Here is a 21,376-nt window from a genome sequence, read left to right on the forward strand (position 1 = left end):
AGTTATGTAACTTTATTGCGCTGCTTTTGACTAAGCCCAAGGTTATACGGAGAGGTGCAAGATTTGAGTAGTCGTTCTTTTGCTGGCTGAAGTGGTTAAATAAAGTGATAATATGTATAAAAATACACATTTTTCTTCATAACCAAATATACAAACCAAACAAGAAAATTCCTTGCATTCTGTTTAGGGAACGCGAGAGCAAGAGTTCCCTTCTATTTCCGGTTTAGCAAAAGCCGTACCAGAACCTGATGGCGGTCTACTTGGCAGCCTAACTCCTGCACTGGCAGTTGGTGGCCAATCAAATCCATTTTGACTTGCCCAATGATGTTTGAGAACGCGGTAAATATCGAAAACAGCCCAGCAGAAACTGCAGGCACTGCCCGCGAGCAAGAAATAGATAAAAATCATGTCTTTACTTTTCCAAAATATATCACATTTCGATATATTATATTATGATATATCTAAGTTTGATAGAGTCGATGTGTAGAAATAAAGATGAACGCCAACAGCGATCCGAATAATTTTTTACCTCTGAAGCCAGCAGCTTTCCATATCCTTCTATCCTTAGCAGATGCTGAACGCCACGGTTACGGCATCATGCAGGAGGTACTTTCTCGCACGGATGGCAGAGTCAAGATTGGTCCGGGCACTCTCTACGGTGCAATTAAACGTCTTTTAGCAGACGGACTGATTGCTGAATCAGAGGAACGTCCCGATCCACAACTTGATGACGAGCGACGACGTTATTACTGTTTAACTGAGTTGGGTCGAAAGGTCATTACGCTAGAAGCCAAGCGTTTAGCCGATTTAGTAGACATGGCTCATGCAAAACAGTTACTTAATCCTACCCGTTGACGAAAGGAGTTAGGCAATGTCACTGTTAAAGTTAGCTCTTTTGGTTTCAGTTCGCTTCTACAGATTGTTGCTATTTATGTATCCAAAGAACTTTCGAGCCGAGTACGGTGATGAAATTGTAATGTTATTTAGCGATATGAGTAAAGATGCAATTCGGCAACGGGGATGGTTGGGGCTGTTCTCTGTATGGTCGGTGGTACTACCAGAACTAGGGGCAACAGTTCGAGAACAACACTTACTTGCTCTAAGTTATTATCAAGTTAAAAGAATTAAGACTGGGCTCTTGCAAGCTATTATTAGCTTGATTATTTTGGTCTTAAGTTTTCTTTACTTGTTGCATACTCAATAGTTGCACGGTAATGCTTCAGGTGGGGTCGGGTACACAAAACCAGGGAGTATGCAAGTGTGGCAAGCGTGCTAGACGAGTTGTAGGGGATAGAGGCGATCGCTAACAGTTCGCTCGGGATAATTTGTAATTAATAGTACACAACGTCCCAAAGCGGATCTATATGGCTTCAATTTACCCGAACCAATTCCCAGTTTTCCTTTGCCGCTTTTGTTAGAAGATGAAGAATTGAGTGTTGATTTGCAGGCGATTGTTGACGGGGTATGCGAGCGGGCTCTTTATAACGATCGCATTGACTATAACCAACCCATTCCGCCTCCTAAATTATCACAAGCCAACCAACAGTGGGTTGAGGAATTATTAGTCCCGATTCGAGGTATAAATGGAAATCATGATGGGTAAGTGGGAACACAAGCTTTTTAGTCTATGGGCAAATTATTCGGATCGATACCTTGAGATTGCAAATAAGCGAGTAGTCGTTCTTTTTGCTGACGCTCTTGTTCGGCGCGTTGACGTTCCTGTTCGGCGCGTTGACGTTCTTGTTCAATGAGTTCCACTGCCCAAGGTAACAAATTACCTGAGGGCTCCCACCACCGCAACCAATATCCAGTTCTGGCTTCTTTTGTTCCTTGCCACGTCCCCAAAAATAATCCTACTGAATCAATCCAATGACGACCATTTTCATCTGGCTGTTTCAATTCGTAGCGTCTATTTTCCAGTTGATAAAATTCTAACAATCCTCCATCTGGGTCAAAAATCACATACACGGGTACCTGCAAAATCTGCTCGTAAAAAAACCATTTTCCTGGTGGATGGCTTCGCTTGACCGAATATTCTTCTCCCTGGGTTTCAGATAAAAATTCCATGACCACTGCCGGAACTTCCCCTTCTAAATTCGGTGTGTAACTTCTACGTTCTCCCATCGCTTCGTTGACACAGGGGACATAAACCCAATCCGGTGCTTTCACAATCATTTGCCCATTGACTGTCGCACACAAACCAAAATTGGAAGCTATTAACATCTTTGGTTGAATAAAACCAGAAATTTCTAAACTTTCACGTAACGCACCAGCCAACAGTGGCTGACCTGTGTTTTCCACTGGTTCATCCTCTAATTGAAAATCTTTGGGCAACGCTTCCCATGATATGACTAGTTCATTGACTAGTTTGGTTTCACCGATTTGGGTCACCATAAACACTGCCTTGAGTCGATTTGTTTCTATTATGAACTACCCCGCTGCATATTGTTGCTTCAAGCTCTATCTTGGGCAAGTAAATGAGTGTTACTATATTCGTAATTATTATCTTGCCAGAGCAACAAGTGGGGAGCAGCTTGATTGCGATGCAGTCATTGTTTCTTATTGGTGGGATTAAATCGGATGGGAAGGAGCGATGGCTGGTTGAATGCGCCCACCGCAGGCGATGGTTCCGCAGGGAGCCGCCTAAAGGGCGATCGCCCACAGGTTTTGTGTCTGTTTTTTGCACTCCAGTGCCAGACCAAGACTACCATACAATCATTTATCCTGTATGCTCATTTCATCCAGTAAATTTCTTGCCTTATCTAAGTATTCCATTACCCACAACATATAAGTAATATCCACATGAATAGCGCTGGCATTTTTGGTAAATTCCCAATTGCTGATAATAGTTTCATAGATACTGTCAAAGGCTAAACCTACCAGTTCCCCTTTACTATTGAGAGTAGGAGAACCAGAGTTACCACCAGTAATATCCAGGTCACTGAGAAAATTAACAGCAACTGAATCTAAAGCCCGATTATAGTAACGACCATAGTTTTTTGTCTCAATAAATTCTAATTGTTCCTTTGATGCATCGAAAGGCTCAGCGCCAGTAGATTTTTCAGTAATACCACGCAAAGTGGTAAAGGGCTCATAGAAGCTACCATCCGCCGGTGAATAACCCCGGATGCGACCAAAGGTAACTCGCAGTGTCCCATTAGCATCAGCATAAATAGGTCTCTTCAGTTGGCGGTAGTAGGCAATTAATGCTTCCATATATACTGGTCGCAACTGTTGCAAAGAACCTTCTATTTCCTTATCCTCCTTCTCCACAGCCATGTCTGCGTCGAACATGGCAACTGCTAACTTAATAAAAGGGTCTTTACTAGCTGCAAAGTCTTTTGGTTCAGCATCCATCCATTTTAACCTGGTTGCCACGTCAGTTAAAAAAGTTTCCCGGTACATCGCATCCAGTTGACTTTTGACTTTCTGTCTTTCAAATTTGTTTTCCAAACCAAAAATTTTATCAAAGGAGGGAATACGTTGATTGCTGGGAAGTTTGGCATATTCTTCAATGAATTTTAAAAAGACAGCTTTATCTACTTCTGTGTCAAAACTGCGTTCGGTTCGCCGCAATGACTCCTGAAATTGGGGAAAGTCTCGCTCCTGGTATCCTGGTTCCCTTTCTGCATCTGGCTTTTGTTTTTCTTTGCTTAAACGGTACAATCGACGGGCAATATTGAACAAATCCGATTTACCTAAATATTCTAAAGGCAAATTTTGCTTCTCGTTGGCTTGCTGGCGGGCAATTAAAGCTTTAAGATTTGTAAAATTAGCTTGATAACGGATACGTAATTGGTTGTTACTTTCAATCCATGTTTGCAGATTCAATTCCACCTGGCGCTTGGTTGCTATCAAATTACTGCGAGCAAAGCCATCCATCATCCCCTGGAAATTTTTCGTAGCATTATTCAAACCACTTACACGACCAGCATATTTAATTTTCGCCTCTTGATTATTGGCAGTAGCTTGATTAATAGTTTCAATCCAACTGACATACATTTTGTGTCTGGTGGGATAAGACCACCCAAAAGCATGCGCTACTTCGTCTGCTAAAGAATATCGATTAGTTTGACCAGGATAACCAAGTACCATGACAAAATCATTGGGTTTGAGCCCAGCACGGGAAACTTTGAGATAATGCTGGGGGCGATAGGGAACATTCTCGGGGGAATAATCAGCCGGACGACCGTTTTTATCTACATAGGCACGATAAAAAGCGAAATCTCCTGTGTGTCGTGGCCATCTCCAATTATCAATATCGCCTCCAAATCTGCCAATACTTTCTGGAGGAGCGTATACTAAACGTACATCACGGATTTCCAGTTGTTTAATTAGATAATATTCCAAATTCCCATAAAAATCATATACTTCACAACGGTGTCCTTTATCTAATTCACACTGGCGCACCAGTTGCTTTTTTTTGTTAGTCATAGCTTGATAGCGTTCTAAACCAGTTTGATTGTTACTAGAAGATTTATTAACTTCATCAGTCACATTTTTAACATCAACAGTAATATAGACTCTGCTACCAGGACTTGCGGGTAATTCTGCACCTAATGTTTTCGCCAAAAAGCCTTTTTGAAGTAAATTATTTGATGCTTTAGAATTGTACTGTATCGAATGATAGGCACAGTGATGGTTGGTTAATACCAGTCCAGCAGGGGAAACAAATGATGCCGTACACCCACCTAAACTAATCACTGCCGCCATTGGGTGAAATGTTAGGTTTGTTAAGTTTTGAGGATTTAATTGCAGACCTGTTTTTTTTAATTGTGATTCTAACTCTGGTAACTGTTGGGGTTGCCACATACCTTCAACAGCACGAGCTGTATTTCCTAAACTTAATAAGATTAATAAACAGTTAAAGATTACTTTTTTCATTTTTGTGTTTTTTGTACCCTAGTAGATATTGGTAAAAATATATGCGGCTGTAGCAATTGTAACAGAAAATTGCCAAGCGTGTTACATTGATGCTACATAAGTTTTTAAGTACCGTTTGAGCAGAACCAACAACTGGGCATTTTACCAACTGCGGATATTTACCCAGTACAAGGCGAATATCCCTAGTGTGCCCATCGTAGAGCAAGAAATCCAAATGAAAATTTTTGTAAAGATAAGTGAAGTAGTGCAGAAAATGAGATGTATCGGCTTGAAACAAAGATAAGAGCATCGCAATACTTTAATTCGCTGATTTGGTGTGATGGGGTAGTGGCTGGAAGCACAAATGGAAAAGATGCAAGTTAAATTTGCCGAGCTTAGCCATAAATTCATATCTTCAATTTCAAATGATTTTAATAAAAACTCATCAAAATTTTGTTATACAGTGGCGATCGCGCAAGAAGCCGCCCAGCCCAAGTGCAAATATTTGAAGCATTCATAATTTCTGACTTCTTTAAATAAATCTTTATACTCTGCACAATATTCGTCATATGTTTAGGAAATATACGGAGAGTTCGAGGAGATTTTATAATAAAAATTTACTTAAAGTGCATAACTATGATAAAAGAAAACTTATATATATAATTTGGCTTTCAGAAAGATAAGAAATAATTTAAATAATTAAGTACTTAAGGATGTTTAGATATCTGGATTTACCTGCTAAGTACCCTGACATATTTTTCCGAAAATAATAGGAGTCATATTGTAGCTAGTTAGTAGTGCAACTATCTTTACTGAAAGTAGTAGGCAATAGAGTTGGGAGTTGTCTGGCAGAAGCTAAAATTATGAAAATTAATTTAGGAACATCAAAACACATTTTTTGGGCGAGTTTATTTTCCGCGATCGTATTTCTTTGTCCTATTTCAAGCTGGGCTTTGACAGTGCAAGAAGTTCCCAATCCCCGAAAGGAGTATGGTAGTTGGGTAACAGATATGGCAGGCATCCTTAGCAATGAGACAGAAACTCAACTCAATCAGATGATTTCTCAATTAGAGGCGAAAAATGGTACAGAAATAGCGGTGGTGAGCGTACCAAAAACAGCCCCAGCGGATTCCCCAAAACAATTTGCAACGGAACTGTTTAATTATTGGGGGATTGGTAAGAAAGGACAAGATAATGGTGTATTGTTCTTGATTTCAGTTGACGATCGCAGAGTAGAAATAGAGACGGGTTACGGTGTAGAAGCGATTGTGCCTAATGCCAAAGTGGGCGACATTATCAATACCCAAATTATCCCAAAATTTAAAAAAGGAGATTTTGAAGGTGGGACTTTGGCAGGAACAAAAGCATTAGTCGTTATTCTGGAGTCTAAGGGGTCATTTTCTACCAACCAAGTCATAACTCCCAATCAAGACACTTCCCCAAATACGGAAGCCATTGGAAATAGTGCTGAGCGCTGGGTAGTCTTTGCTATAAGTGGAATGACGTTACTCCTGATAGGAACGCTTGTTTATCTGGGACGTCGTAAAATTTTTCTTCAACCATTTGGAAACACGCGCATACGTAAAGGCATTTACGTTTTTTTCTGTGCTGATTGCAAACAACCCATGAAAAAAGTAGACAAGACAACAGTCGCGCAATATTTGAGTAACCTAGAAAAAACAGCTCGAGATTTAGGTAGCGTGAGATTTGAAGGGTGGCAATGTCCCACTTGCAGCCAGAAACTCACTGACAGGAAATTCCATATTGTTGGCTGTGAGTCTCATTCACCTCGATTTAGACAATGCCCTCATTGTAAAGAACTGACTGTTACCCGTAGAGAGAAGATAATTGCACACGCTACGGAACATAGTTCTGGAAAACGGCTGATTATTGATGAGTGCCACAGTTGTTCTTATCACCACGAGAATGAAGAAATTATCCCTCCTTTGCCTCCATCTCCTAGCAGTTCGTGGAGCGATAGCAGTGGTGGCGGTGGTGGTGATAGCTTTGGCGGAGGTAGTAGTGACGGCGGTGGTGCTGGTGGTAGTTGGTAATTGCTTGGAAATTATTAGTTGAGTGAATGAGAGCTTTGGTCTTGTTGCGACTTGTTAAGCAATCGCCTACTCAGAGTGCGTTCTCTATCTAATACCAATTTGAAAACAGAATGCAACACATGGTGAACTACTGAAATACTGCCTGCCTGTCAAAATCTTAATTTTTGTAATAGTTCTTTATAATTCGCTACAATCTAATTAGATCGCAATCTAATTAGGATTGCAAGGAAGGCAACAGAATATGCAGAAGCTTGGTGTTTCACTCGCAGAGGCAGCAAGGCGCTTGGGCATGAGTCAGAGCGCTTTCTATGCAGCTATGCAAAAAGGACAAATCCCTGCTTTTAGAAGAGGTGGAAGAACTGTAGTTTCTGAGGGAGGATTGATAGATTATCAAGTCAGGCAACGCCCTACCTCTACTTACAAGCTCTAAACGTTCCAGGGCTAAATTACGTATTAATGCTGTTTAGAGTATAGATAAGCACTCAAAGTATGGGTTTCTCATTACTGAGTGCTTTCTTATAAGCCGAAATATAAGTGGGGAACTTATTCAACCAGCGATCGTCTAAGTTAATTGAACAATTAAGTAACTCGGTACAAATAAAGTTAAAGGCGTGAAGACCGTCCTTTATTTTTTGTCATTCGTCATTTGTCTTACTTAAAGGACAAAAGACTCATGATTAATGATTAATGACTGCAATAAAGGAAACGGGATTTTTAATAGATTAAATTTCTCAGAAGAAAAATATTTTTTTATAAAAGCGATCTGCCCTCCGGGTAGGAGCGAAGCTATCGCTCTCAGGAAAATTGGACATATGTTCAATAATATGAGGAAATTTGCTTTTTTTCGTTGTAAAAGTTTACGATTTTAATATTTAAAAAAAGTAGGTCTAGCTGATAGATTTTTGTCATTTATGGGAAGACTAAATACATAACATAGTATTGTGGTTTGCAGGACAAATGAAAATGACCAACATTCTCTTTATTGACACCACCGTAGATAACTACGAAATTTTGTTGAAAGGAATATTACCCGACATTAAGGCTATTGTTCTTGACCCCAATCGCGATGGAGTGGAACAGATTTCCCAGGTATTGTCCCAGCATACTGGCGTAGAAAGCGTCCATATTGTCTCTCACGGATCTCCTGGAACCCTTTATTTAGGTAACAGTGAACTGAGTCTTCGTAATTTAAAAGGTTACTCTCAACAACTACAGAATTGGTTTTCTCCGTCTTCCCATCCCGCTACCCTTCTTCTTTATGGTTGTAATGTTACTGCAGGTGATGCAGGAGAAGAATTCATCACAAAGCTACACCAATTAACCAAAGCAAATATTGCCTCCTCTGCCCATCCCACTGGAAATGCTGCTTTAGGAGGCGATTGGAATTTGGAAGTCAATACCGGTCATGTTGTAAATTCTTCATTGGCATTCACAGCAGAAGCCACAGAAGAATATCCCAGCATACTCAGTTTGTTTCCTCAAGGCAATGTGACTGGTAAAAGTTACGGAATTACAGTGCAAGGAAGCATTGCCTATTCTGTTGATAGTGATTTAGGTCTGCAAATTACTGATATCACTGACCCTAAAAAGCCTATTTCTATAAGTAATTATAAGAGTTCTAGCGAAGTTAAAGGTGTAGCAATTGTAGATAAATACGCATATATTGCAAGCTTCACTTCAGGTTTAGAAATAGTTGATATCACGAATCTCGCTAGCCCCAGTCTCAAGGGTAGTTACTCTACTTCTTGCATTGCTGAAGACGTAACCGTTGTAGGGAACTATGCTTATGTTGCTAGTGGTGTATCGGGTTTGCAAATCCTCGACATTACTAACCCTGCTAACCCTACTGCTAAAGGTAATTACAAATATGCCTCTGGTTCTATTAGGAATTTAACTGTAAAAGGTAATTACGCCTACGTTCTTTCCGAGTCAAGCTATATATCAACTCTGCAAGTTATTGACATCAGCGATCCTACTAATCCCATCCTTAAAGGTAGTTACGATACTTCCAGCACTGCCTTTAAAGTCAAGGTGGAGGGTAATTATGCCTATATTGCTGGTGGCTACTCAGGTATGCAAGTTGTGGATGTCAGCGATCCTGCTAAGCCAACTCTTAAAGGTACTTTCGATACTTCTTACAATGTCTTCGACGTGACTATTAAGGAGAACTATGCCTACATCGCTGATGGTTCGATGGGTGTACAAGTTCTTGATATTAGCGATCCTGCTAGCCCCAAATCCGTAACTACTTACAAAACTGATGGAATGGCTAGAGGTGTGGCTGTTTTAGACAACTACGTTTATATTGCCGGAGCTTCTGCAGGGCTGCAAATCCTGGTCAATAATGCTCCTCCTACTGCGATCGACACAACAATTACCATTGATGAAGACATTACCTACTCGTTTGCCTTAGAAGACTTTGGCTTTAGTGATAGCGATGATGGTGATGATGATGACGATGATGATGATGACGATGATGATGATGATGATGATGATGATGACGATGACGATAATAGTGAGAGTGGGGATAATGGTGATGATGATGATGGTGACGATGATAGTGAGAGTGGGGATGATGATGGTGATAATGGCACTAGTTTGAAAGAGATACAGATTACTCAATTACCACTGGTAGGCCAGTTCTTTCAGGATGCAAACGACAACGATATCCAAGATGATGGAGAAGCAATTACCCTTGACCAAAAGATTGCAGTAACCAATATTAGCAAGTTGAAATTTAAATCTGTTGCTGATATCAGTGGCATGAATTACGCTAGCTTCAAATTTAAAGTCAAGGATGAGTACGAATATAGTGCTTCAGAATACACGGCAACACTTGACGTAAAAGCAGTTAACGATTCTCCAACTCTTAGCGATACCGACGTGATTCTAACTGCTGTAAGCAAAGGTGCTGGTGCGCCTACAGGAGCAGTTGGTACGTTAATTTCTTCCCTAATCAGCATAGGAACCAACGTTAAAGATGCGGACACCGACGCGCTGACAGGTATTGCTATCACAAAGGTCGATACGAGCAAAGGCAGCTGGTTCTACAGCATTGATAACGGCAGCAAGTGGACATCTGTAAGTTCTGTATCCGAATCCAGCGCCCTGTTGTTAGCTGCTGATACCAGCACCCGTCTCTATTTCCAACCCGGTGCCGAGTTTAGCGGAACCATCAGCGACGCCTTTACCTTCCATGCTTGGGACCAAACCAGTGGCAGTAACGGTGGCAATATTGAAATCGCAACCAGTAGCAGTATGACTGCTTTGAGTAGCACGACTGACACTGCGGCAATTACCGTCAAAGACGCTAGCAGTAGCGACGGCAAAGGTGGCTCTGTCGATGTCAAACTCAGTTTGAAAATAGTACCTAACAATCTTTTCTTGTTAGGAAATAGTTCTGACGGTGGCAAACTCAAACTTCATATTAAACTGGATGGACACAAATCTAAACTGGTACATGAATTGGGAGTTTGTGTAGTTGACGACGATAAAGGAACAATTGACGGTATTGCTCCTGGTGCAGAAGGTTACGTTCAAGCCGCAATGTTAAGAGCCCAGGTTATGTTCTCATCCATTGCCAATGCTCCTAAAGGCTTTAGTCCTGACATCACTCGTCTGTTGGAATTTGACTCTGGTGTACGCCTAAAATTCTTTATGGTTAAAGGAGGTACAGTTGATAGTATCATGTCTGGTCAATTGTCGAGTCAAAGTGTCCTCTTTGGGGATGCCACAACGCAAAAGACAACAGATTTAGGCAATGGAGAGTTCTCCATAGATTGGGACGAGGATGCAAGTTTTAGCAGCAGTTCTGATGATGACGACAACTCTGATGATGGGAATTCTGATGATGATGGTAATTTTGATGATGACAGCAGTTCTGTCTTCAAATCACTGAAGATTAAGATTAAGGCATCCAATGAAGAAATGCCTTTGGGTACGGGTTTGCAAGGCAAGGCAAATGGAGAAATCATCGATTTACGTGAAGTCAAAGCGCAGGTGAAAGCAGAGTTTGTCGTCAACAGAGAAGCTGCATTCAAAAACTTTGTTTGCTTCTACCAGATGGCTGATGAGAAAGGCGGTCTTGATATTAATGGCGATGGTAAAGTAGATTTAATGCCTGGTGATGAAGGTTACATCAAAGCTGCTATAAATGCACGGGTGACTGGAATTGACCTATCAGTGGCAAACCAAGGTTCTGCGACTCTCACGGGTACTTTCCAACCAGGTTCTCTCTTTGCACCAATGATTATTGCTGATGGCCAAGCAGAGATGCTTTTGGATGATGATGCGAATAACGATCCTGCAGTTTACTTGCCATTCTTAGGCGCTAATCCGAATAAGGCTGACCACATTCGTTTGTTAGGAAGTAACTGCTTTGGCTTTGAAGATTTACCAGGTGGTGGTGACAACGACTTTAACGATATCACTGTTAAGGTGAATTTGAAGATCGCTTAGTATCATTTCACTTGAATCACGATATGTAAAAATTTTGATAGTGTCCAGACGCGCTGTTTGAGGTGTCTGGACATTATCAATTTGTATCATCCTTGTTGAACTAGGTTGCTCAGACGCCCGCCCCACACCCCAGGATAATTTATTCCTTGGAAATACCTGAGTGACAACTGGCATGGAATTCATTATCAATCGCATATGCATATTCGACGAGCTTTTGCAATGTATCAAAACTAACTTTACCTTGGCTTATCATAAATTCTGATAATTGACTCTCGTTTAAATACTGAAAACCATAGTAAATAGATATTTTGATTATTTTTTACCCAGATTAGCGAAAAATTGCAATGTATTTTTTCAATAAAGGTCAGTATGTACATCCTGTCTATACCAATTTTTTATGTTTTTCTAACTAGAACTACTGAATTCATGAAAACAACAGGTAATGACACTAACAGCATACTCACAACCTAAATCCAACGGCTACCTTATTTATCTAACCCCAGTAAGGGCAGGGTAAAAGGTGAGTGCTGCTGTAGTGTAGCCTGTATTTTTAAGAAATTTCAGATGTAAAACGTAATGTTGTTTTGTAAAGCAGTAATGATGATTACAGGCATTCTTTTCGTTGATCCATCTGTAAGCCACTACAAAATTTTATTGAAACATCTTGTAGCAGGCATTGAAGCGATTGTTCTTGACCCCGAGCGAGATGGGGTCGCACAAATTACCCAAGTACTGTCTCACCATCATGAAGTCAAAAGTGTTCACATTGTTTCCCACGGATCTTCAGGAACCCTTTACCTGGGCAATAGCGAACTCAGCCTCCGTACCCTAGAACTTTACGCAGAGCAACTAAAGAATTGGTTCTCTCCATCTCCCGAAGTTCCCTTTTCGCCATCTCCTTCCCTCTTCCTCTACGGTTGTCATGTTGCTGCAGGTGATGCGGGGACAGAATTTATCGCCAAGCTACATCAACTAACAGGCGCAAATATTGCCGCGTCCACCAATCTCACCGGTCATGCTCTTCTGGGGGGTGATTGGACTCTGGAAGCGAAAATTGGCAACATTTCAACCCAAGGACTGGCTTTCTCTACTGAGGTTGCAGCCGTCTATCCATCTGTACTGAATGCTCCTACCCTAAATAACGAACGGGAAATCACTCTAAATGTAGTTGAAGATGCGGTTGCACCCGTAGGGACTGTTGGTACTCCAATTTTATCTCTAGTTAGCTTTGATAATAACGTTACTGACTTAGATAGGGATGCACTCACTGGTATTGCCGTCATAAGTACTACCCCGACCAACGGCAATTGGTTCTACAGCATCAACAATGGCAGTAATTGGTTACCTTTAGGGTCTGTATCCAACAACGCTGCTCTTCTCTTGGCGGCTGATGCAATCACCCGCATTTACTTCCAGCCCAGCGCTAACTTTAATGGCTCCATCACCGATGCCCTCACCTTCCGTGCTTGGGATCAAACCAGTGGGACTAACGGTGGGATTGCGGACGCCAGTAACAATGGTGGGACTAGTGCCTTTAGCGTTGAGACTGAGACTGCCACAGTTACTGTGACTGCTGTCAATGATGCTCCCATCCTCAGTAGCACCAATATCAGCTTGCCACTGATTAACGATCCGCTAGTGCTTGAAGATGCAGTTGCACCCATAGGGCAAGTTGGTACTCTAATTTCTTCCTTGGTCAGTTTGCAGAGTAATGTTACTGACCCAGACAACAACCTGACTGGCTCAGACAACCAGGTAGTTACGGGTATTGCCATCACAAACGCTAATACTACTAATGGCACTTGGTTCTATAGCACCAACGATGGCAACGATTGGGCACCCTTAGAATCGGTGTCCAATGCCAACGTTCGTCTATTGGCTGCTGATGGAAGTACCCGCATTTACTTCCAGCCCAATGCCAACTTCAATGCTTCCATCAACAATGCCCTCACCTTCCGTGCATGGGATCAAACTTTTGGTACTAATGGGGGCACTGCAAACGCCACCATCACCGGTGGTTCTACTGCCTTTAGCACTGCGACAGGCACTCTCTCGATTACCATTACTCCTGTCAACGATCCTCCTACCCTGAGAAACGCCGACATTACCCTACCTGCAATTAACGAAAATATAGGTGCGCCCATAGGGGCAGTTGGTATCGCCGTTTCCTCCTTAGCCCGCCTTGGTGATAACGTTATCGATCCAGATAATAATGCAGTGACCGGTATTGCCATCACAAGTGCTGATAATACTAATGGCATTTGGTTCTACACCACGAATAACGGCAACAGCTGGATACCTCTGGGATTGCGATCCGACACCAACGCCCGCCTGCTAGCAGCTAATGCAAGCACCCGCATTTACTTCCAGCCCAACGCCAATTTTAATGGCTCCATCAACAATGCCCTCATTTTTCGTGCCTGGGATCAAACTTTTGGTACCAACGGTAGCACTGCAGACACCACTCCCAACGAGAATGTTACTGCCTTTAGCACTGAAATTAACACTGCCACGATTACCGTTAATGCCGTCAATGATGCTCCTATCCTTAGCGACACCAACATCACCCTAAATATTGTTGAAGATGCAAACACACCTACAGGACCAGTTGGTACTCTTGTTTCTTCTTTGGTAAGTCTTGGTGTTAATGTCACCGACTTAGACCAAAACCCCCTCACAGGTATTGCCATCACTAGTGTTGATACTATCAACGGCAGTTGGTTCTACAGTACCGACGATGGCAGTACCTGGTCACCTTTAGGGCTTGTATCCAACACCAACGCTCGCCTGTTAGCAGCAGATGGAAGCACTCGTATTTACTTCCAGCCCAATGCCAACTTTAATGGCTCTATCAACAATGCCCTCACCTTCCGTGCCTGGGACCAAACCAGTGGTACCAATGGCAGTACTACAGACACCACTATCAACGGTGGCGCTTCTGCGTTTAGCAGTGCGGTTGACGCGATCGCAATTACCATTGATGGGGCCAATGATGCTCCTACTTTGACAGACACCAACGTCACCCTAACTCCTATTGCAAGAGATGCAGGTGTACCCATAGGAGCAGTTGGTACTCTTGTAACTTCACTAGTCAGTTTGGGTGTTAACGTCACCGACCCAGACAGCACCGTCACTGGTATTGCCATCACAAGTACTGATAATACCAATGGCATTTGGTTCTACAGCACCGACGCAGGCAGCAACTGGTCGCCTTTAGGATTTGTATCCGATACTAATGCTCGCCTATTAGCGGCTGACCCCAACACCCGCATTTACTTCCAGCCCAACGCCAACTTCAATGGCATTATCAACAATGCCCTCACCTTCCGTGCCTGGGACCAAAGCAGTGGTATCAACGGCGGCAATGGGGACACCACTCTCAACGGTGGCGCTACTGCTTTTAGCAGTACTACTGACACTGCTGCAATTACCGTTGGTACAGTTAACAATGCTCCTACCCTGAGAGACACAAATGTCACTCTAACTGCCATTAGAAGAGGCGCTCTTACACCTGTAGGAGCAGTTGGTACGCTAGTTTCTTCGTTAGTCAGCCTTGGTAATAGCGTCATTGACCCAGACCCAAATGCACTCACTGGTATTGCCATTACCAATGTTGATGCTAGCAACGGCAGTTGGTTCTACAGTACCGATAATGGTAATAACTGGGTACCTTTGGGAGTTGTGTCAAACGTAGCAGCCCGTTTATTGTCGGCTAATGCCAGCACCCGCATTTATTTCCAGCCCAATGCTAACTTTAGTGGGGCGATCGCAAATGCTCTTACCTTCCGTGCATGGGATCAAACCACTGGTACCAACGGAAGTACTGCGGATACCACTATCAACGGTGGCATTACTGCCTTTAGTAGTGCGACCGATGTTGCCGCCATTAGCGTTAACGATGACAATACTGGAGGTACAAATACTGGTAGTACCAACACTGGAGGTACAAATACTGGTGGCAACAATAGTCCTATCCTAAGACGAGTGTCCGATAATGTTTTCCAGTTGGAAGGCGGCTCTAATACCAACAGACCAAAACTTGAAACCACTCTTGTTGGACGCAGTTCTAGTTTGGTAAATGAACTGGGAGTGTTTGTTGTTGACGATGAGCGAGGGACAATTAATGGTATTGCTCCAGGCGCAGAAAATTATGCTCAAGTCGCGCTGTCAAGAGCCAACGTTATCTTCTCCGTCATATCCAATCCGCCTAATGGGTTTAATACTGACTTGAACCGTCTACTGGAATTTAACTCAGGGCAACGTCTGCGATTCTTCTTGGTCAACAACAGCAGTATCGATAGCGTGCAAGCGGGTTCAACCTCTATCAACAACGTCATTTTTTCCGACCCCTCAACGCAAAGAGTGACAGACTTGGGTAATGGCGAATTTACATTGGCTTGGGAAGATGCATCAAGTAGCAGTACTTCAGATTTCCAGGATTTGCAGGTAAGGGTTAGAGCAAGCAGCCAACCGTTACCTATAGGTGCTGGACTTCAGGGAAATCCTTTTGGAGAATTGATTGATTTGCGTAATGTGTCAACCCAGGTTAGGGCAGAGTTTGTCTTAAACCGAGAAGCTGTGTTCAACAATTTCGTTAGCTTCTATCAAGTCGCTGATGTCAATGGTGGGATTGATATAAATGGCGACGGAACGGTGGATTTGCGTCCCGGCGATGCTAACTATGCTCAAACTGCGGTACAAAGACGTGTTGCAGAAATTGACTTGAGAGTCAGCAACCAAAGTACTGTGACATCCTTTGGTACTTTTAGCCCTGGTTCGCTCTTTGCACCATTTATCATAGTTAATGGCACGCCGGAAGCTATTACAGATGGCAATCCCAATAACGACCCTGCAACATATTTTTCCTTTTTAGGAGCTAATCCAGATAGGGTCGATCGTATTCGCTTGTTAGGGAATAACACTTTTGGCTTTGAGGATTTACCGAATGGCGGTGATAATGATTATAACGATATGATTGTCAGAGTCAACTTAAGTATTGTTTAACTCTCTGAGTATCCCGGTTTTTCCCAAAAACCGGGTTTTTAAAGTTTGGTAAGGGATGTCCAAGAAATAAACTATCCATCTTGTGGTTCGGGCGTCCTCGCCCGTTCTATACCAGTGGCTTTCTGGAAGCCCGCAAACTATGTTTACTTTTTCTTAATAGCTAAACTCATACCAAGGGTACCAAATGTCATGAGAGCTAATACAGAAGTTGGTTCGGGAATAGCAGTTGGTGGCTCTAACACTGGTTCAGCACGGGCAATGATTCTTCTACCATCTGCAAGTTGAGCATGGAAAGCGATTTGACCGGAATTGTTAAGGAAGTTGTTGGAAAAAGCAAAGAGCCTTGTCAATGCCGTAAGGGTCGTATTCAAAGAAATCATATTGCCTGCGCTATTTTAGTCTGGGTTAGGCTTAAAGATTTGGCTTATACAACTGGTCAAACAATCTATCAAATTAAGCATGGATTGTTGTCAAATTATTTAATTCAACAGCTAAAACGCCCAGATGTTCCTATGTTTATCGTTTAGTTTTTGGGGACTTGGCAAGAGTGCCTTAGGCGATTGCTTGTGCCAGTTGCGTAAGTCCTGAAGTTATCCACTACAGCAGTCCTCAGTGACACTTGTTCTCATTCATGCAAGTTGCACGGGAATTGTCAAGATTTAATGACTGTAATTGATAACAGTTATCTGGAATAATGGTTTGTACATTTGTAGATTTGGGTAAGTACTATTTCTATATCGCTATCTCTGTAAAAGCTATGCACATTAGTATTGCAGACGACCTCAAAAAGAGATTCCACGCTGCTTGCGCCATTCGTGGGCTGAAGATGAGTCAAGTGATTACTGAATTGATTCAACAGTGGTTGGAAAAGCTAACGGCTAAAGCCGTATCGCCTGCAAACTCCCTCATCGGTCTAGCATTGGGTGACTCTTCTCGTAGATTATCTGAAATGAGCAAAGTGTAGTCATCATTAATCGCAAACCAACCACGGTCAAATGCCCAGTGATGGTTTTTACACAGAAACAGACCGTTATCGATGCGCTCGTCATAAAACTGTGAGAAGGGTTTGATGTGAGATCTGCAAAGAACGTGTTGCTGTCGCGATTAAAATAAGTCAACGCTAGACAAGTCTTTTACTCCCCTAGTCTTACCACTGGGGGTTTTTGTTTGGTTGACAGTCCTCTAGGAGCGATCGCTCTTAGCACTAGTTATACCATTTCACGAAAAGGATGATACAAATCGTTACTGTAGAGACGAGCCATGGCGCGTCTGGACAAAATTTGTGTTTATCATAATTAACGTGAAACGGTATTACTACCATTCTGTGACTGACGAAATATATATTCTAGTATTTGGTTAATGTTAGCTTGCATCTGTTGCATCTGGGTTTCTATCCCCTGTGTTCTGTTACTCGCCCTTGCCATTAAAGAAAGCTAACTGCTGTACGTGTTAATTGGTTAAGAAGACTCTCTCATGAATCTGCCAATTTTTTATACTACTATTCCAAATTAGGGTAAATTGTTGCAATTTTTCCTTGATATAACGGTTACGAATTACATAAGCTATTTGAATTGTTACAATAGCCATATTATCCGTTTGACTGACTAGTGAAACACTTTGAACGTCTACTTTATCTACACTACTCCACCACTGCTTAAATTCTAAATAACCAGATTTTGGAACTTGTTTTTGAAATTGAGGTGTAAGCATTTCCCAGGCACGATCGAACTGGTTTTTATCAACAGCATCATAGTAAGTTTCAATGAATTCTATTGGTGATGGCGCTGGAGTTTTTTGCGATGGAACAAAGTTGATTTGAGAAACTAATATAGGAACCCACAAAGGCATAGTACCAGTAGTAATAAGAACGACAAGCACAACACCTATAGTACGAGTTAATAAATTTTTCGCTTTTTGAATATTTGACAATTCAAGAGCGATCGCTGTCAACTCAGAGTTTTCAGGATTTTCTTTACGTGCAGCGCGAACTAGTTCAAGAAGCCATCCCTGAGCTTGTGCCGTTTCTATCAATTGGTAGACAATGGTTTGTAAATTATTATCTTGAGTGATTTTATTTAGTTTTTTATCTAGCTCGAAATCTAACAATTGTTCCAGTGATGACCTGTTGGGAAAAGCGCTGATTAAAGCAGATAGTAGTTTTCTACGTTGCTGACCAGATAATTTCATATTTTAAGACAACTTACTTAAATAGAAAAGCTGGTGTACCTAGCCACCTTATGATAGAGATGACAATATAGATAGTAGTACTTATACAATATACAAATGTGTAAATTATTATTCCGGATAAATACGATGGATTCCAGCGATGGAACTTGATAATTGCCGTGCTATATTTCTGTTAGAGATACATTTATGTTGAGTACGCACCCGATCGCCTTCTTACTTAGTATTTATTCTTATAAAGAATTTTGCTGCCTACATACACTCTTGACTTACATGACAAAGTATGATTTTACCTCTACGAAGCGTATCTGAATCTCCTTTGGATCCGTTACCAATCGCACTTCAACAGCCGTCCTTTGAAGAAGCTAGTTGTGCTGTATGTGTTGCGATAAGGCTGTACTCCGATAAGCTTTGCTTATCGCGATTAAAATAAGTCAACGACAGTATAAAGTTTGGCGACGCGATTGGATGGAAAAAGAGATGGTGGATGAATAAAGCGTGGATTGAGTACTCTCAGGTAACTTTTGACACCACAGCACCTCGCCTTGCCCTCGGTGACACTCGTTCTCCCCATCTGTGCAAGTTGCACAGGAATTGTCAAGTTTTAATGACTGGAATTGATACCACTTATCTGGAATAATAGGCCACGATTCGGATTATGCTTTGCAGTTTATTGGGCATTGATTTGGGGCGTTATCGCTATCGGGTGAATATTTTAGTCGCGTCAGTCAGTATGGTTAAATTTGACGTTCACGGTCCAAAGTTAGAAATATTAGGCGATCGCCATCATATACCCGATCGTATTCGCTCTCGTCCGGGAACATAATAGGCTTATTAGGTGGCTCCTCGCCCAACACAGACAAAATGTCTTGCCCTAACGCAACGCCCCAAACAAGAGGGCTTAAAGGTTTTCCGAACTGGAGAAGCATTCGGAGGTTTGTATCAGCCTGTGTCTCAATGGGCTAGTCAAACACGTCAGACTTGCCTCTTACAAACCCCGTCCCTCTTCAGGGCGGGGTTATTGACCACTAGGAAGAAAGGTAGTGACTCTAGAGTACATCCTTTGCGATCTATCAAAAGCCATCTCTCAAAAATGTATTATTGCGTTTACTTTTTGTGTATTAATGGTCACTCAACCAAAAGTTAGAGAAATTTCACTATCTTGCGGATAGATAATGACTGGACTAATTGGTGGAGTCAAAGTTCAAACAATAGAGGAGTGACAACGAGGGGCTAAACTCATAACTTTAAATTACAGCAGTTATCAAGTAAATGAACCATATTATGCTCTTGGTCTATTAATCTGAAAATTGCTATAAGTCAGCAACCAGTAATTATTAGTTGAAGGAGGAACTTTTTTAAAATCAGTGATGAGTCAACTCAGCAACAACGATTGTCTGTTGGTACCTCTTAACGATCGCGATTACGCTCAAGGTCCTACAGATGCACCAATACAATTGGTAGAGTACGGTGATTATCAATCCCCTAAATGTGGTAAGGCTTATAGAATGATTAAAGCGGCTCAGCAACAGTTGGGAAATCAACTTTGCTTTGTCTTCCGTCACTTTCCGCAAACGCAAATACATATGAATGCACAAAGGGCGGCGGAAGCGGCGGAAGCGGCGGCGGCACAAGGTAAGTTTTGGGAGATGCACGACGCTTTGTTTGAGCATCAGCAAACATTGGGGAATGGTTATTTAGTAGAATACGCTTATTTATTGGGGCTTGATGTCAGTCTCTTTTTGAGAGATTTATCGTCACACGTATATGCCAAGCAAGTCAAAGAAGATATTGAAAGCGGTCGGTATACTGGAGTCACGAGTGCTCCGACTCTTTTTATCAACGGTATTCGTTACAAGGATAGTTGGGTTCTCGAAAGGCTGCTAGCTACCATCTCAAGCACTTCTTTTTAAGGGATTGTTCTATTACTGGCTACTTCCTGTACTTTTTTACAAATTAAGTGAGATAAATCTATGTCATTGCAAAAATCATCTCGCAAGCGTGGTGTTATTCTTTCTGCTACTGGTTGGAACAAGTTTCAAAGCACCAAAGATGTAACAAATATGCCTCAAAGTATGCATTCTGTGGTGTATTTACTCCTAGTACACAATTAACCAAACAAAATTGGACATTAAGTGACATCTAGCTCCAATCGCAACGCTCTGAGTAAAATCACGGTAAACTCACCATACCCCGTTTGAGCGCTGTTATCACTGCTTGAGTGCGATCGCTAACATTCAATTTATTGAGAATATTGTTAATATGCGTCTTAATCGTACCCTCAGAAATATGTAAAGCAGCCGCAATCTCCAGATTACTCTTACCTGTTGCCATAAGTTCGAGAACCTCACGTTCTCGCTTACTTAGTTCCGGGCTGTTCATGCGCTCTGCAAGTTTAGCTCCTACCTCTAGAGGAATAAACGATCGCCCCAAGTATACGGTTCTGATGCAATTTAGCAATTCTTCACGAGGCACATCCTTAAGCAAATAACCTTTAGCACCTGCTTGCAGACCCCGATAAATATCTTCATCACTGTCATAAGTTGTCAGGATTATCAAACGGGCGTGAGGAAATTGTTCCCGAATCGCCTTAATAGCTTCCACACCATCCATTTCTGGCATTCGCAAGTCAATTAACGCCATATCAGGTTGGAGTTGAGCAAACATTTCAACTACCTCCCTGCCATTATTTGCTTGACCCACCACAGTTATATTTGCTTCGGGATCGATTTCCAAGATGGCAGCTAAACCTGCTCTAACGACTGGGTGGTCATCTGCAATTAAGATGCGAATGGGGTTTTTCTGGCTCATCT

The 21,376-nt window shown here is 42.0% G+C and carries 18 protein-coding genes and 3 pseudogenes; 14 read left to right on the forward strand and 7 right to left on the reverse strand.

The annotated features are described in order from the left end of the window. Nucleotides 1–183 precede the first annotated feature (183 nt). Complete coding sequence (locus ACYRY3_RS34560) at nt 184–408, reverse strand: hypothetical protein (RefSeq protein ID WP_460206192.1); 225 nt, start codon at nt 406–408, stop codon at nt 184–186. An 87-nt stretch (nt 409–495) separates the two neighbouring features. Between ACYRY3_RS34560 and ACYRY3_RS34565 the strand changes: the two genes are divergently transcribed. From ACYRY3_RS34565 to ACYRY3_RS34575, 3 genes are all read left to right on the forward strand, one after another. Next, nucleotides 496–855 (forward strand): PadR family transcriptional regulator, encoded by a 360-nt coding sequence (locus tag ACYRY3_RS34565; protein WP_460206193.1) that lies wholly within the window; start codon nt 496–498, stop codon nt 853–855. 16 nt (nt 856–871) lie between these two features. Continuing rightward, entirely contained in the window at nt 872–1,204 is a 333-nt protein-coding gene (locus tag ACYRY3_RS34570; RefSeq protein ID WP_460206194.1) for a hypothetical protein, read from the forward strand. A gap of 126 nt (nt 1,205–1,330) precedes the next feature. Then, a complete protein-coding gene (locus ACYRY3_RS34575; protein ID WP_460206387.1) occupies nt 1,331–1,603 on the forward strand; it encodes a DUF4058 family protein in 273 nt (90 codons plus the stop codon). A gap of 17 nt (nt 1,604–1,620) precedes the next feature. Here ACYRY3_RS34575 and ACYRY3_RS34580 read toward each other — a convergent pair whose 3' ends face one another. From ACYRY3_RS34580 to ACYRY3_RS34590, 3 genes are all read right to left on the reverse strand, one after another. Then, a complete protein-coding gene (locus tag ACYRY3_RS34580; protein ID WP_460206195.1) occupies nt 1,621–2,394 on the reverse strand; it encodes a Uma2 family endonuclease in 774 nt (257 codons plus the stop codon). 155 nt (nt 2,395–2,549) lie between these two features. Then, a complete protein-coding gene (locus ACYRY3_RS34585) occupies nt 2,550–2,711 on the reverse strand; it encodes a hypothetical protein (protein ID WP_460206196.1) in 162 nt (53 codons plus the stop codon). Nucleotides 2,712–2,715: 4 nt separating this feature from the next. Beyond that, nucleotides 2,716–4,884: a S46 family peptidase gene (locus ACYRY3_RS34590; RefSeq protein ID WP_460206197.1), complete on the reverse strand. Its 2,169-nt coding sequence runs from the start codon at nt 4,882–4,884 to the stop codon at nt 2,716–2,718. Between the two features lie 842 nt (nt 4,885–5,726). Here ACYRY3_RS34590 and ACYRY3_RS34595 point away from each other — a divergent pair. The 7 genes and pseudogenes from ACYRY3_RS34595 (at nt 5,727) to ACYRY3_RS34625 (ending at nt 17,343) form a co-directional block, all read left to right on the forward strand. Beyond that, nucleotides 5,727–6,917 carry a TPM domain-containing protein gene (locus ACYRY3_RS34595; RefSeq protein WP_460206198.1) on the forward strand — a complete coding sequence of 397 codons (1,191 nt, stop codon included), beginning with the start codon at nt 5,727–5,729 and terminating at the stop codon, nt 6,915–6,917. A gap of 241 nt (nt 6,918–7,158) precedes the next feature. Beyond that, entirely contained in the window at nt 7,159–7,347 is a 189-nt protein-coding gene (locus ACYRY3_RS34600; protein WP_460206200.1) for a helix-turn-helix domain-containing protein, read from the forward strand. Nucleotides 7,348–7,880: 533 nt separating this feature from the next. After that, entirely contained in the window at nt 7,881–11,375 is a 3,495-nt protein-coding gene (locus tag ACYRY3_RS34605; RefSeq protein WP_460206201.1) for a DUF4347 domain-containing protein, read from the forward strand. A 597-nt stretch (nt 11,376–11,972) separates the two neighbouring features. Further along, nucleotides 11,973–16,379 (forward strand): DUF4347 domain-containing protein, encoded by a 4,407-nt coding sequence (locus ACYRY3_RS34610; protein ID WP_460206202.1) that lies wholly within the window; start codon nt 11,973–11,975, stop codon nt 16,377–16,379. 45 nt (nt 16,380–16,424) lie between these two features. Further along, entirely contained in the window at nt 16,425–16,664 is a 240-nt protein-coding gene (locus ACYRY3_RS34615) for a hypothetical protein (RefSeq protein ID WP_460206203.1), read from the forward strand. 50 nt (nt 16,665–16,714) lie between these two features. Then, nucleotides 16,715–16,906 (forward strand): annotated as a pseudogene (locus tag ACYRY3_RS34620) (IS701 family transposase); the annotation flags it as partial. A gap of 230 nt (nt 16,907–17,136) precedes the next feature. Then, a complete protein-coding gene (locus ACYRY3_RS34625) occupies nt 17,137–17,343 on the forward strand; it encodes a plasmid partition protein ParG (protein WP_460206204.1) in 207 nt (68 codons plus the stop codon). Nucleotides 17,344–17,360: 17 nt separating this feature from the next. On the opposite strand, the pseudogene ACYRY3_RS34630 reads toward ACYRY3_RS34625, so the two are convergent. Together ACYRY3_RS34630 and ACYRY3_RS34635 are read right to left on the reverse strand one after the other, a co-directional pair. Next, nucleotides 17,361–17,456 (reverse strand): annotated as a pseudogene (locus ACYRY3_RS34630) (HNH endonuclease); the annotation flags it as partial. 372 nt (nt 17,457–17,828) lie between these two features. Next, a complete protein-coding gene (locus tag ACYRY3_RS34635; RefSeq protein ID WP_460206205.1) occupies nt 17,829–18,566 on the reverse strand; it encodes an effector-associated domain EAD1-containing protein in 738 nt (245 codons plus the stop codon). A 484-nt stretch (nt 18,567–19,050) separates the two neighbouring features. On the opposite strand from ACYRY3_RS34635, the gene ACYRY3_RS34640 reads away from it, so the two are divergent. The 4 genes and pseudogenes from ACYRY3_RS34640 (at nt 19,051) to ACYRY3_RS34655 (ending at nt 20,677) form a co-directional block, all read left to right on the forward strand. Next, complete coding sequence (locus ACYRY3_RS34640) at nt 19,051–19,203, forward strand: hypothetical protein (protein WP_460206206.1); 153 nt, start codon at nt 19,051–19,053, stop codon at nt 19,201–19,203. A gap of 3 nt (nt 19,204–19,206) precedes the next feature. After that, nucleotides 19,207–19,389, forward strand: a pseudogene (locus ACYRY3_RS34645) (histidine phosphatase family protein); the annotation flags it as partial. Nucleotides 19,390–19,933: 544 nt separating this feature from the next. After that, entirely contained in the window at nt 19,934–20,476 is a 543-nt protein-coding gene (locus ACYRY3_RS34650) for a DsbA family protein (protein WP_460206207.1), read from the forward strand. 60 nt (nt 20,477–20,536) lie between these two features. Then, nucleotides 20,537–20,677, forward strand: coding sequence for a hypothetical protein (locus tag ACYRY3_RS34655; protein ID WP_460206208.1), 141 nt, complete (start codon nt 20,537–20,539; stop codon nt 20,675–20,677). A 58-nt stretch (nt 20,678–20,735) separates the two neighbouring features. Here ACYRY3_RS34655 and ACYRY3_RS34660 read toward each other — a convergent pair whose 3' ends face one another. Then, nucleotides 20,736–21,374, reverse strand: a complete 639-nt coding sequence (locus tag ACYRY3_RS34660) for a response regulator (protein WP_460206209.1) — start codon at nt 21,372–21,374, stop codon at nt 20,736–20,738. Nucleotides 21,375–21,376: the final 2 nt, after the last annotated feature.

The sequence above is a fragment of the Scytonema sp. NUACC21 genome, from assembly GCF_054684315.1.

Coding starts and splice junctions, on each gene's coding strand:
- ACYRY3_RS34560 (WP_460206192.1), bottom strand. CDS start 408: ATGATTTTTATCTATTTCTTGCTCGCGGGCAGTGCCTGCAGTTTCTGC.
- ACYRY3_RS34565 (WP_460206193.1), top strand. CDS start 496: ATGAACGCCAACAGCGATCCGAATAATTTTTTACCTCTGAAGCCAGCA.
- ACYRY3_RS34570 (WP_460206194.1), top strand. CDS start 872: ATGTCACTGTTAAAGTTAGCTCTTTTGGTTTCAGTTCGCTTCTACAGA.
- ACYRY3_RS34580 (WP_460206195.1), bottom strand. CDS start 2,394: ATGGTGACCCAAATCGGTGAAACCAAACTAGTCAATGAACTAGTCATA.
- ACYRY3_RS34585 (WP_460206196.1), bottom strand. CDS start 2,711: ATGGTAGTCTTGGTCTGGCACTGGAGTGCAAAAAACAGACACAAAACC.
- ACYRY3_RS34590 (WP_460206197.1), bottom strand. CDS start 4,884: ATGAAAAAAGTAATCTTTAACTGTTTATTAATCTTATTAAGTTTAGGA.
- ACYRY3_RS34595 (WP_460206198.1), top strand. CDS start 5,727: ATGAAAATTAATTTAGGAACATCAAAACACATTTTTTGGGCGAGTTTA.
- ACYRY3_RS34600 (WP_460206200.1), top strand. CDS start 7,159: ATGCAGAAGCTTGGTGTTTCACTCGCAGAGGCAGCAAGGCGCTTGGGC.
- ACYRY3_RS34605 (WP_460206201.1), top strand. CDS start 7,881: ATGACCAACATTCTCTTTATTGACACCACCGTAGATAACTACGAAATT.
- ACYRY3_RS34610 (WP_460206202.1), top strand. CDS start 11,973: ATGATGATTACAGGCATTCTTTTCGTTGATCCATCTGTAAGCCACTAC.
- ACYRY3_RS34625 (WP_460206204.1), top strand. CDS start 17,137: ATGCACATTAGTATTGCAGACGACCTCAAAAAGAGATTCCACGCTGCT.
- ACYRY3_RS34635 (WP_460206205.1), bottom strand. CDS start 18,566: ATGAAATTATCTGGTCAGCAACGTAGAAAACTACTATCTGCTTTAATC.
- ACYRY3_RS34640 (WP_460206206.1), top strand. CDS start 19,051: ATGAATAAAGCGTGGATTGAGTACTCTCAGGTAACTTTTGACACCACA.
- ACYRY3_RS34650 (WP_460206207.1), top strand. CDS start 19,934: ATGAGTCAACTCAGCAACAACGATTGTCTGTTGGTACCTCTTAACGAT.
- ACYRY3_RS34655 (WP_460206208.1), top strand. CDS start 20,537: ATGTCATTGCAAAAATCATCTCGCAAGCGTGGTGTTATTCTTTCTGCT.
- ACYRY3_RS34660 (WP_460206209.1), bottom strand. CDS start 21,374: ATGAGCCAGAAAAACCCCATTCGCATCTTAATTGCAGATGACCACCCA.